Here is a 12,224-nt window from a genome sequence, read left to right as displayed (position 1 = left end):
TGGATATGATCGATGAAGAGAAATTTGTTCAGTCGAAAAGCTCAAATCTGACTGCACACTTTCGTGTCGTGCTTTTCCTGTTTTCAATCACACTTGGCCTGAATCTCGGCATTGGTGTCTCATTGGCTGACGTCTGGACATTCGAAACACCGTCGGAAAACATTCAGTGCACCGTTGGCGAGGACTTCAATGTTCTGTCCGATATCACTTGTACGATTATCGAGCGATCCGGACCGCCTGCACTGCCGAGGCCTGGAGGCTGCAGGCTCGATTGGGGGCATACCTTTACCATGAGAGAGAAAGGCCCGGCGGAGGTCCTGTGTGTTCAAACGGATAGAAACAAAGGCGGATTTGATCGAGCCGAATATGGCGTGACCGGCGAGTTTGGCGGCTTTATCTGCCAGTCCTCACGCAAAGGGTTGAAGTGCAGCAATCGCGACGGTCATGGATTTTTCTTGTCCAGGGCCAAACAAAGCGTTTTCTAGGTCTTTGCGGTGATTGATCGCGCGACGTTTCAGGCGTCGACCGTTGCCTTCACCGAGTTGCGCTCGACCAGCGGACATTCCACCTTTATTTGCGCGGGTCCCGCCTGGCGACCATTGGCATTGTCGAGAAGAAGCTCGAATGCAATCTCGCCCATTTCGTAATGCGGCAGGAGGAGCGTCGACAGCGGTGGATGCATGCTCTTGGAAATCTCGCGATTGTCGAAGCCGATCACCGCAACATCTTCCGGAACCCGGAGGCCGCGCTCTTTCAAGGCATCGTAGCAGCCAAGTGCCATCAGGTCATTGGCGCAGAAAATCGCATCGGGTGGCGTGTCGAGATCGAGAAGCGCATGGGTGTGCTCGTAGCCTGAAAGCGGCTCCCAGTTGCCGGGTTTGACCAACTCGCTGTCGAACGGGATATCGTGACTGGAAAGGGCCTGTCGGTAGCCTTTCAACCGATCTCTGGAAGCATCCACACCCTGCTGCCCGTTGATGAGGGCGATGCGATGGTATCCGGCATTGATGAGATGATCGGTCGCGGTGCGTCCGCCTAACACATCTCCCGGAACCACGGACGGCAGGTCGCGCTCGGGCCGATAGCAGTTCAGCAACACCGTGTGCTGGTCGTCAAAAGCCGGCGACAGATCAACCCGGCGGGTCAGAATTGTCCCGTAGACGATCCCCAGCAACGGCATGTGGCTCATCTGCGAGATGATCATCTTTTCGGTTTCTTCGTCGCCGTGGCTGACCGCAAGGCTGACGTGAATGCCGTATTCATAGGCCTTGTCCCGGACACCCTCGAACGCGAGAGCCATCCAGGGATCTGTCGTGATCTCGTCGGCAATGAACAGGATGTTGGTGCGGTCGCCCATGACCGTTCGGGGGCCGCGGCGCACCAGGGTATATCCGAGCTGCCTTGCAGCTTCGTTCACCCGTCTGCGCGTCGCATCACTCAGTTTCGCGCCCGGACTGCCGTTCAGAACAAGGGAAACTGTTGCCTGCGAAACTCCGGCTGTCGCGGCAACATCCATCATCGTAGGACGTCTATCTGTTCCGAGCCGGCGTTTTTTTGACATTAGTTTCCGGTTTTCCTGACCGTTGAACAAGGTGGCTTTGAAGCCGGCGAATGACTATCCGTATTGCATTGCAAAAGCAATAATTCCAAAGTTGTCATCGCCGGCCAGGTTCACGGTTCTCCAGTGCGTTCAGTCGCTTGAGCTCAAATTTCGGATACGGTCAAAGGCAACGGCAATAATGATGAAGCAGCCGATGAACATTCCCTGCCAGAAGGTCGAAATTCCAAGCAGTATCAGCGAGTTCCGTATAACTTCGATCAGCAGCGCTCCGATCACCGCCCCAAGAGCCGTTCCCTGGCCACCAGCAAGGTTCGCACCGCCGATGACTGCGGCGGCGATCACCGTCAATTCCATTGCCTGACCGAGATTTGTTGTCACGCTGCCGAGCCAGCCAGCCATGAGAATGCCTGCAACGCCGGCTGTCAGCGCAGAGAAGACGTAAATCGAGACCTTGATTCGCTTGACCGGAATGCCCGTGAGCGTCGCCGCCTGTTCGTTGCCGCCGATTGCGAACACATACTGTCCCCATCTCGTCCAGCGATAGACGACGCTCATCACTGCGGCCAGGAAGACGAGAACGTAGATCGGGTGCGGCAGACCGAGGGTCGAGCCGCCGCCAACCCAAAGCAGCAGATCGTGATCGGGTCCGAATTCCCATATCATCTTGTTGTTCGACAGGACCATCGCAAGTGATCGCGCCGCAGACAGCATACCGAGCGTCACGACAAAGGGCGGCATGCCGACATAGGCGATCAAAACGCCATTGAGCAAACCGACAGCAGCGGCAGCGGCGAGCGCGGCTACTGCGGAGATCCAGAACGGATAGCCGGTCGACATCAGCACGCTGATGACCATTGCAGCCAGCACCACCGTGGAGCCGACCGACAGATCAATACCGCCGGAAGCAATCACGGTGGTCATACCGATTGCGATAAGGCCGACGAAGGCGAAGTTTCGCGTGACGTTGAAGAGGTTGCGTTGGGTGGCAAAGGAATCCGTCAGCAGTGTAAGCGCGAGACACGCCAGAACGGCGGCTGCGAACACCCAGAAGATCTGGGAGCCGAGGATCCGGGAGACCGGGGTCCGGTGCTGGCTGAAGTCTATTGCTTGTTCGAGAGTGGTCATCGGAAACTCCTCCTCACGCCGTTTCGATGGCGCCGGTAATCAGGCCGGTCACTTCTTCCGGTGAGCTGTCTTTGGCCAGTTTGCTGGCGACCAGTTCACCCCTGCGCAAGACGGCAATGTGGCTGCACACCGCAAAGACATCGGGCATGCGATGGCTTATCAGGACGACGCTGATGCCCTGGTCGCTGAGCCGGTGGATCAGATCAAGCACCTCGGAGACCTGACGCACCGAGATTGCGGCGGTCGGCTCGTCCATCAGCACGATCTTGGCATTCGACAGCAGCGTCCTGGCAATGGCAACGGCCTGGCGTTGCCCGCCCGACATACGCCTGACGAGGTCCCGAGGCCGGGTTTCCGATTTCAAAATGGCAAAAAGCTCCGCCGAGCGCCGGTGCATGGTGGAGTAGTCGAGAAAGCGGACCCCGGCGACGCGGCGCCTCGGCTCGCGACCGAGAAACACGTTGGAAGCTGCCGACAGGTTGTCGCACAGCGCCAGATCCTGATAGACGACTTCAATTCCCTGCCGCTGCGCATCGCGCGGCTTGTGAAAGTCCACCGTGTCGCCATCGATGGAGATCGATCCGTGCGTGGGTCTGAAATTGCCCGCGACAATCTTCACCAGCGTCGACTTGCCCGCCCCATTATCACCCATCAGCCCCAGCACCTCCCCTGGAGCGACCTCCAGCGAGACATCGCTCAGGGCCTGGATGGCGCCAAAACTCTTTGAGATTCCCGTCAGCCGCAGCCTCGACATTCGATCGCTCCTCCCCAATCGCGGTTCGGTCCGGTTCTGCGACCGTTGCCGACCTCAGCGGTCCGGCAGCGGAGACGACCATTATCATCCCGCCAACCGCTCCCCTGAGACACCGCCGTTCAATCAATTTCGATCCTTGACTAACTAATATTAATAAATACTATTTAATAAACGCAAGGGGGACGTTGAATGAAATTGCTGCTCACTGGTGCCTCCGGAAAGGTTGGACAAAACTTTTTGCCGGAGTTCCTGTCTTCGGACCGGTTCCGGGAGTGGAGCGTCGTGGCCCTTTGCAATAACCGGATGATTTCCGGTGGTGAGCGCGTTGAAGTCGTTCAGGGATCGATTGCCGATCCTGCCGCCGTCGCAAGCGCCATGAGCGGCATAACCCATGTCCTGCATATGGCGGCGGTCAAGGAATCCCCCGATCTGGCAATGGATGTTTCCGTAAAGGGCATGTTCGTTCTTCTGGAGGAATTCCGCAGACAGAAGACCGCCAGTCAGTTCGTTCTCATCAGCGGAGACTGCGCTGTCGGCCATGCCTTTCAGCCATATGAAGGCCCGGTGACGGAAACCTCGGAGCGCAAGGCCTATCCGGGCTGCTATGCCCTGACGAAGGTGCTGGAGGAAGTGATGCTGGAGCAATACCGGCATCAATACGGCCTGAACGGCTGTGTCCTGCGGGCTCCCTGGATCATGGAGAAGGATGACTTCCGCTTTGCGTTCTCTTTCGGGCCGGACCAGTTCGGCGGCCCCCTCTGGACGGAGCTGCTTCCGGAAGAGGATTTACACACCTATGCAGACGGGAACCACGTACCGCTGCTGAAAGACAGGAACGGTCACCCGCTGAAAAGAAATTTCGTCCATGTGGACGACCTCGTCTCGGCCATTCTGGCAGCTCTCGATGCGCCGGAAGCGGAAGGACAGCTCTTCAACATCTCGATGAACGAACCGGTCGACTATGGATGCGCCGCGCATCACCTCGCCGAAACCCGTTCACTGAAGATCGCCGAAATACCGACATCCATGCACAGCAACTGGCTCGACAACACCAAGGCGCGTCTGCTGCTCGGCTGGAGCCCGTCGGTGGACCTCAAGGCCCTCATTGAACGGGCCTGGAATTACAGAAGGGACGAAAAAGATCCCCGCATGATCTGGTACCCGGGGTAATCCGCGCCGGGGCCTGAAAAACAGAAGGGAGTGATACGCATGAGACACAAGATACTGATGTTCGGGACTGCGGTCGTAATGGCTCTTCAGATCGGCTCCGCGCCGGCGCAGGACAAGAAGACGCTCGCGATTGTCGTGAAGGGTCTCGATAACCCGTTCTTCGAACAGATTAATCTCGGTTGCCAGAAATGGATGTCCGAAAACGCGGACAGTGAATACGAGTGCCTTTACACCGGCCCGGCATCGTCTGCTGACGAAGCAGGTGAAGTGCAGATCGTAGATGACCTCCTGACCCGCGGCGTCGCGGCAATCGCGATTTCACCGTCCAACGCACCTGCCATGGCCAACCGCATCCGCCAGATCGCGCCGAATGTCCCCGTCATGACGATCGATGCGGATTTTCTGGCGGAAGACCGGGATTTGCGCAAAACCTATCTGGGAACCGACAACTACCTGATGGGCGTCAAGATGGCTGAGGAAGCGGCCAAACTGAAGCCCGACGGAGGCACTGTCTGCCTGCAGCTCGGCAACGTGGCTGCGGACAACATCAACGCCCGCGCTCAAGGCTTCCGCGACACGGCTTCCGGCGCTAAAGGCACCGACCGGCTGACCGGCCAGAATGGCTGGAGCGAAGTGGACGGCTGCCCGGTCTTCACGAATGACCAGGCTGATCTCGCCAACCAGCAGATGGCCGATACCTTCATCGCCAACCCGGATCTTGATGCATTCATCCTTATTGGGGGATGGGCACAATTCGCGCCACAGGCCTATACGCAGGTCACCGATCAGGTGATGGACAAGCTGAAATCGAAGGATCTGATCATCATCGCGGGCGACACGCTTCCCCCGCAGACGAAGGCGTTCCGCGATGGCAGAAGCCATGCCCAGGTCGGACAGCGCCCGTTTGAAATGGGCTATCGCGCTCCTGACGTGATGATCCAGCTGATCAAAGGCGAAAGCGTCGAGGATCCGCTCTATACGGGCTTGGATGTCTGCAACCAGGAAGATCCGGGGTTCTGCGCGAACAACTAACCCACCAGCCTCTCCTCTGGCCGCCGGATTTGCGCATTGGATCCGGCGGCACTTTTTCTGGAAAGGCTGACAGGGAGAGGCTCCGGCCGGCACGCCGGAAGTGCGAAATCGTGTCTGAAATCAACCTTTAAACAACGAGTGCGGAAGCTTGCCGTAACGGGCCGGACCGCTGAGAGGACCTCCGTCGCTTCCCAAGTATGGCTTGAACTCATTCATTAATAATATTACTAATAATTTGTCGGACACATTAGTTCTGACGTTCTTCACAGGGAGGAGAATATGAAATTCGGGAAAACTCTTTGCATCGCGGCCATTGCCGCCCTCACCGCCACAGCGGCTCAATCCCAGGACAAGCCGCAGCTCGCCTTCGTCGTCAACGCAGCTTCAGATTTCTGGAAACTGGCCGAGGCCGGTGTGAATGCCGCACAGGCCGAATTGCCGGGCTATGATCTGCAGTTCCGTTACCCGGCCCAGGGAACGGCCGCGCTTCAAAACGCGCTGATGGACGATCTCGTGGCCGCCGGTACGGACGCCATCATGATTTCGTCGGTCGATCCGAAGACGTCAATCGACGCCTTCAACCGCATCGCGGCACAGGTTCCGCTGTTCACCACAGACAGCGATGCCCCTGAAAGTGATCGCATCGCCTATCTCGGGTCGTCAAACACGCTTGCCGGCAATCAGGCGGGCGAAATCGCCAAGAAGGCCCTGCCGAACGGCGGCACCTGCATGGGCTTTGTCGGCTTCCTCGGGGCGGATAACGCCAAGGAACGCATCGCCGGCTTCCGGGAAACGGTCAAGGGATCGGGCATCGAACTTGTCGACGTGCGCGGCGATGATGTCGACTTCCCCAAGGCCCGCCAGAATGTCGACGACGTCCTGGCCGCAAATCCTGAAGTCGACTGCATGGTCGGGTTCTATTCCTATAACCCGCCCAAGATCTACGAGGCGCTGCAGGCCGCAGGCAAACTGGGCGAGATCACTGTCATTGCATTCGATGAAGACCCGATCACGCTCGGCGCCATCCGCGAAGGCAGCTTTGCCGGCACGGTGGTGCAGGATCCCTACCAGTGGGGCTACCAGGGCATGCACCTGATGGCAAAGTTCCTGGAAGGCGACAAGAGCGGCATTCCCGGGGACGGCCTCATCATTGTTCCGACCAAGATCATCGACACGTCGAACGTCGATGGCTTCGAGGCAGAACTGAAGGCGCGGATCAAAGGCTAGGCGGAAACTCCCAAGCCAGCCAGCAGGCTGCGCGGACCGAAGATTGCGGCCTGCGCAGCCTACGCCACCGACCTATTGGAGCCAGACCCTTGCCTTCCGGTTTTCAGAAGATATCGCTCGAACTTTCCCGGGTAACGAAGGTCTATCCGGGTGTTGTTGCCCTGCAGGATGTCGATCTCAGTATCTCCGGCGGAGAGATTGTCGGGTTGATTGGCGAAAATGGTGCCGGCAAATCCACCTTGATGAAAGTGCTCGGCGGAGCGGTCTCACCTGACGGCGGCGGCATTCACATCGACGGCCAGCATTATAACGCTCTTTCGCCTGCGGAAGCCGGCCATCTCGGCATCGCTTTCGTTCATCAGGAGCTCAATCCCTTTTCCAATCTCGACGTGACCGCGAATGTATTGCTTGGGCGTGAAATCACGTCAGGTCCGTTGCGGTTGCTCGACCGGCGGGCCATGGAAGCCAAGGTTGCTCCGATCCTGCAGCTGCTTGGAACCCGTTTCGGTCCCGCGGACCCTGTTTCCGGCCTTTCTCTTGCCGATCAGCAATTACTTGAAATTGCAAGAGCGCTTTCGATGAACGCGCGTCTTGTCATCCTCGACGAGCCAACCTCCAGCCTGACCCTTTCCGAAACCGAGAGACTTCTGTCCGTCATGCGGCAACTGCAAAGCCGGGGTGTCGCTGTTCTCTTTATCAGCCACCGCCTCAGCGAGGTTGAAAACGTCGCCGACAGGGTGGTTTGCCTGCGGGACGGAAAAAATGCGGGCGAATTGACCGGGCAACAGATCTGCAAGGACGCGATGGTTCGGATGATGATCGGCCGGGACGTTCACCAGTTCTACGAAAAATCCGCACACGGGGTGTCAACACCTGTTCTTTCACTGCGGGGCGTCCGTACCGGCACCTTTCCTGCTGCCAGTGTCGACCTCGATCTTCATGCGGGTGAAATTCTCGGCGTGGCGGGGCTTGTCGGGGCAGGAAGAACCGAGCTTGCACGGGCAATCTTCGGTGTTGATGCCCTGTCGGAGGGCACGATCCATCTCAACGGCACCGAGTTGAAGTCTCATTCGGTTCCAGAGGCGATTTCAGCCGGGCTTTCGCTTGTGCCCGAAGACAGGAAGGAACAGGGGCTCCTTCTGGACTTTCCGATCGCCGATAACATTTCCCTGCCGTGCCTCAATCACCTCTCGCGTTTCGGCATTGTCGACAGGGAGCGCGAGACAGCCCTTGCCCAGGCTTCACAGGCCCGCCTCGCCATCAAGACGAGTTCCGTATTCCACTCTGCTGCGGAGCTTTCGGGGGGAAACCAGCAGAAGGTCGTTCTGGCGAAATGGCTCGCCACGAGTCCGAAGGTGATCATTTTCGATGAACCCACCCGTGGCATCGATGTCGGCGCCAAGGCAGAGGTCTACCACCTGCTTCAAGCGCTCGCGCGGGATGGGGTCGGCATTCTCATGATCTCAAGCGACATGGAAGAGGTCATCGGCGTCTCCGACCGTGTGGCGGTCATGCGCCGGGGGCATGTCACGGGAATCCTGAACTCGGACGAACTGACGGAAGAAAACATACTCCGGCTTGCAGTCGGATAATCGGTGAGGAATACGAATGCAAAAGAAGGATATCGGGCTGGCCCTGCTCGTTCTGGTCGTCGGATCGGTTGTTGCCTTGATCAATCCGAGGTTTCTGTCGCCGATCAACCTTGCAAACACAGCCAACCTCATCGGTCTTTTCGGCCTGTTTTCTCTGGCCGAGGCCTTCGTGATCGTGACGGCTGGCATCGAGCTGTCCGTCGGCTCCCTCATTGCGCTGCTTGGCGTCCTGTTTGTTGATCTGATCGTCGTCCAGGGCGTGCCCTGGCCGATTGCCGCCGTGATCGTGCTGACCTGCGGCGCCATCTTCGGCACAATTCACGGTTGGCTGATCACGCGTTTGCAGTTGCAACCCTTCATCGTCACCTTGTGCGGTCTTCTGATTTATCGCGGTGTTGCCCGGTTCTATACCAAGGACGGAACCGCCGGCTTCTCCTTCGGCGACGAATTTCCCGTGCTGGAATGGTTGATCTCCGGGCGAACCGGCGGCGTGCCGCACTCGATCATCGCCTTTACCGTCATCGCGGTGATCGCCTGGTTCGTTTTGCACCGAACAGTGTTCGGCAGGCATCTCTTCGCCGTTGGAAAGAATGAGGAAGCTGCGCGCTTCACAGGCATCAACACCAGACAGGTCATCGTACTTGCCTATGTCATCTGCGCCGTTCTGACGGGTCTTTCCGCCATCTTCTTTGCCATGTACACGCGCTCGATTCACCCGGCCTCGCACGGCAACTTCTACGAACTCTACGCAATCGCCGCGGCCGTTCTCGGCGGATTTTCCCTGCGCGGCGGGGAAGGGTCGGTTGTCGGGGTCGTCCTCGGCGTCATTCTGCTGCAGGTCCTGCAGAACCTCGTCAATCTGCTCGGCATTCCCTCTTCCCTCAACTTTGCGGTCATGGGCAGCGTCATCCTCATCGGTGTCATCGCCGACACACAGATCACCAAACACAGAAATTCCAGACGTCAGGCCGTTGCTCTTGCCACGATCAAGGGCGCGGCCCCCAAACCTCAGTCCCTGCCCGAATGACAAAGAGTGCCCAGAACGAGTAGCGCCGCCTGTTTCGCAACGCTCCCGGATCAGGTTCAAGATATCAGGCTTGCCGCCTCTCATCGCGCCGCCAGCCCGAACAGGGATTTAGCCAGGGCAAGCCGCCCTTCCGCCGCCCGCTCGCAACACGCCCGGAAGTAGCCCCCAGGTGAACTGATCTTCTCCGGATCCCGCAGCGCCTTTTCTGCCACCATCGCCAGAATGGCCGCCGCAACATGCCGTCCCAACTTGCCGCATGCCTCGGTGAAGCCTTTTTCGCTCAAGCCGATGCCGATCCTCAGCACATCTGTTGCAGAAATGAGATCAGGCCAGCTTTTGAGAGCTACGCCGAAATCGCTCTGGATGGACGTACACGCGCTTTCCAGCAAAGAGATCGAAACAGCATCCAGGGTTTCAGAACGGACAAAATCCGCCTTACCTGTGCCTTTTTGCCCGGAATAACGCTGGTTTGAACCACCACCCCGACCCGCTTGCTCCTTTTCAGGAGCCATTTCGGCGCCGTAGGCGACGTCAGAATTGATTTGATTTTCATCTGCGTTAGCAGATGTCCGGTTATTAGTATAAGAGTCTGGTGAGCTTGTATTAAATATAGGGGTGACATTCATGTCATCTTCGCATGACGTATTATTGTTTTTAAAGCCTTTTTCCTGAGTATCCGAAGCCTCTTTCAAGGTTTCCATCACAAGATCATAAAGATCCAGAAGCGCTTGGGCTTTGACCTGAATATCCTGCTGGCTTTCCAAAATGGCATGCATCTGATCGAGGAAACCCGTCAGATCTGCATCTTTCGTCGCTTCGACAATATCGACAATTGCTCTGGAAAGTCTCGCAACAGTTCGTTTAGCTTCACGTACGGCATTCAGATGCGCCTGCCACTCGTCTGCCTGCCGCTTGATTTCACGGTAGCGCACTCTTGCCGGCGTAAAATCGAGACCATAGGCAAACGTGATGTCGCCACTGTCATTACGGTGCACCCACCTGCGGCCGGTAGAACTGTCCCGGTAGGCCAGAATACGAGCCTCTACGAGCTGTTTGATGGCACGAATGACCGTGCGTTCGCTCTTGCCGACGTAAGAGGCAAGCTTCTCGTTCGAGATGGCTACGACCGGCCTGTTGTCCCCTTTCCAGTCATCCGGCTTCGAAAGACCAAGTAGGATGTCCAGGACATGATAGGCTGTGGACGTCAGCCCGATCGGCTGCGCCGCCCTTTTCAAGGCAATTGCGACTTCGGATTTTCCAATATCGGGAATGTCGTTCGACATTGCCAGACGCTGGGACGCAAGCATTCCCGGCGTCACCTTCCGAAAGGAAGAGACGTTCGAAACAGCAGGCATGACAACCTCCGTTCGCCGACACGGGCAAACGTGCGGCGTTATGCGTTTCAGGAGGTTCAACTTCGGGAAATCGGCCGAAATCCACCGTTCACACAAGATGGTTCTTGCGCGTGATTCGGAATTCGCCTAAAACAGGGAAGTGTTGAGGTTCCTGTTTGGACGTTCCAAGTTGAACCGTGATTAAAGAGACTGAACGGTTGCCGCCGTTTCGGTCTCTTTTCATTTTGTCTCTATGTGTCTCGCACCGTCTCCTTCTTTAAAATCCCTGGCCGAACTCAGGCCTGTAGTCGAACTGGCTCGGGACGGTAATCATCGAACACCTGCCCCGAAACCTCGTGCGTCCGGCACATCTCATCGAGATGTGCCGCAATCCTTCTCACCCTTTCGGCCGTCCCGTTCCTTTCCGTTGCTGCAGGAAATCGCTGTAGACGTCCGGGAGGTTCTCTTCCAGCCAGCGGCCGAATTCTGCTTCGGTTTTCGGTATCGAGAACACGGTTGCCGCCGATGTTCTCTTCAGTTTCGCCACGACGGTTCCGTTCGAGGTGATCTCCGCAGCAGGATGAGCTGATGAAGCAGACTTCTTTTGCTTGCCCCTTGCCGCCTGCATTGCCATGGCCATTCTGTCCTGGGCCGCGGCAAGCTTGAAATCCTCACTGTCGAGAACTTCGCGTACGCGCTGCTCCGCTGCAGGGTCCTCGAACAGCTTTGCCAGTTCCATCCACGCCGGCCGGCCAACATTTCTGGCCCGTCCAATCGCACGAATGATGTCGTGCGGGATGCTGTCGGCGATCTTGCGCATATTGGAAATGACGGTCTGCACCTGGCCAAGCACAGGCTGCATTTCGCGCTGTTTCAGACCGGCTTCGCGCAACTGGACAGCCCAAAGCACCATTTCGGCGAAAGTCAGGTTCTCGCGGACACCATTTTCAAGAGACTGTTCCTTGATCAGCTCGGCATCGCTCAGCTTGCGGACATAGGCCTTGACCTTGAACGTCTCCGGCTTGCCGGCTTCCGCCATCAACGCCTTGATGGCAAAGAGCCTGCGATGACCGTAGGCAAGCTGATACCTGTCACGTTCCGTGGGATGTGGCCGCACCAGAACCGGGATCTTCTGACCCTCGTCCTGGATGGAAAGCTTGAGCTCTTCCAGGGCCTCCTCAGCTTCGTGGTCGGTTTCGAAACGGTCTGAGAACGGGCTTGGGTCGATTTTCGACGGATCGAGCGCAACGATGCTGTCCTCGCGCATATGCGACAAGGCCCGCCCCATGGAGTTCACCACGGGCGCGGTCACCTTCTGGCTTGCGACAGGCGCCGGCGGCTCCTTCTTGTCGGCGGCGGCCGCCGCCGCATCGGACATCATTTTGACGATCGACTTTTTCAT

General features: G+C 57.6%; 11 protein-coding genes. 6 read left to right on the top strand and 5 right to left on the bottom strand.

Annotated features, from left to right (window positions below; all coding sequences use genetic code 11):
* Positions 1-5: 5 nt before the first annotated feature.
* The gene (locus tag V1T76_RS22245) at positions 6-485 is read left to right on the top strand and encodes a DUF6636 domain-containing protein (RefSeq protein ID WP_330562993.1); all 480 of its coding nucleotides are present in this window, start codon (positions 6-8) and stop codon (positions 483-485) included.
* Positions 486-514: 29 nt separating this feature from the next.
* On the opposite strand, the gene V1T76_RS22240 is transcribed toward V1T76_RS22245, so the two are convergent.
* From V1T76_RS22240 to V1T76_RS22230, 3 genes are all read right to left on the bottom strand, one after another.
* On the bottom strand, positions 515-1,519 hold the full coding sequence (locus V1T76_RS22240; protein ID WP_330562876.1) for a LacI family DNA-binding transcriptional regulator: 1,005 nt from the start codon (positions 1,517-1,519) through the stop codon (positions 515-517).
* Between the two features lie 171 nt (positions 1,520-1,690).
* Positions 1,691-2,686 (bottom strand): ABC transporter permease, encoded by a 996-nt coding sequence (locus tag V1T76_RS22235; protein WP_330562875.1) that lies wholly within the window; start codon positions 2,684-2,686, stop codon positions 1,691-1,693.
* A 13-nt stretch (positions 2,687-2,699) separates the two neighbouring features.
* Positions 2,700-3,440: an ATP-binding cassette domain-containing protein gene (locus tag V1T76_RS22230; RefSeq protein ID WP_330562874.1), complete on the bottom strand. Its 741-nt coding sequence runs from the start codon at positions 3,438-3,440 to the stop codon at positions 2,700-2,702.
* A 189-nt stretch (positions 3,441-3,629) separates the two neighbouring features.
* Here V1T76_RS22230 and V1T76_RS22225 point away from each other — a divergent pair, with 189 nt between their 5' ends.
* From V1T76_RS22225 to V1T76_RS22205, 5 genes are all read left to right on the top strand, one after another.
* A complete protein-coding gene (locus tag V1T76_RS22225; protein WP_330562873.1) occupies positions 3,630-4,610 on the top strand; it encodes an NAD-dependent epimerase/dehydratase family protein in 981 nt (326 codons plus the stop codon).
* Between the two features lie 39 nt (positions 4,611-4,649).
* The gene (locus V1T76_RS22220; protein ID WP_330562872.1) at positions 4,650-5,642 is read left to right on the top strand and encodes a substrate-binding domain-containing protein; all 993 of its coding nucleotides are present in this window, start codon (positions 4,650-4,652) and stop codon (positions 5,640-5,642) included.
* A 279-nt stretch (positions 5,643-5,921) separates the two neighbouring features.
* A complete protein-coding gene (locus V1T76_RS22215; RefSeq protein WP_330562871.1) occupies positions 5,922-6,869 on the top strand; it encodes a sugar-binding protein in 948 nt (315 codons plus the stop codon).
* Between the two features lie 89 nt (positions 6,870-6,958).
* Positions 6,959-8,461, top strand: coding sequence for a sugar ABC transporter ATP-binding protein (locus V1T76_RS22210; RefSeq protein WP_330562870.1), 1,503 nt, complete (start codon positions 6,959-6,961; stop codon positions 8,459-8,461).
* A gap of 16 nt (positions 8,462-8,477) precedes the next feature.
* On the top strand, positions 8,478-9,488 hold the full coding sequence (locus tag V1T76_RS22205; protein WP_330562869.1) for an ABC transporter permease: 1,011 nt from the start codon (positions 8,478-8,480) through the stop codon (positions 9,486-9,488).
* An 80-nt stretch (positions 9,489-9,568) separates the two neighbouring features.
* On the opposite strand, the gene repC is transcribed toward V1T76_RS22205, so the two are convergent.
* Both repC and repB read right to left on the bottom strand, forming a co-directional pair.
* Entirely contained in the window at positions 9,569-10,843 is a 1,275-nt protein-coding gene (repC, locus tag V1T76_RS22200) for a plasmid replication protein RepC (RefSeq protein ID WP_330562868.1), read from the bottom strand.
* A 376-nt stretch (positions 10,844-11,219) separates the two neighbouring features.
* Positions 11,220-12,224, bottom strand: coding sequence for a plasmid partitioning protein RepB (gene repB / locus V1T76_RS22195; RefSeq protein ID WP_330562867.1), 1,005 nt, complete (start codon positions 12,222-12,224; stop codon positions 11,220-11,222).

Source organism: Roseibium sp. FZY0029, from assembly GCF_036350355.1.
Classification (GTDB): Bacteria; Pseudomonadota; Alphaproteobacteria; order Rhizobiales; family Stappiaceae; genus Roseibium.
The sequence above is the reverse complement of the archived record's forward strand: the minus strand, read 5'-3'. Positions and strand labels throughout refer to the sequence as shown.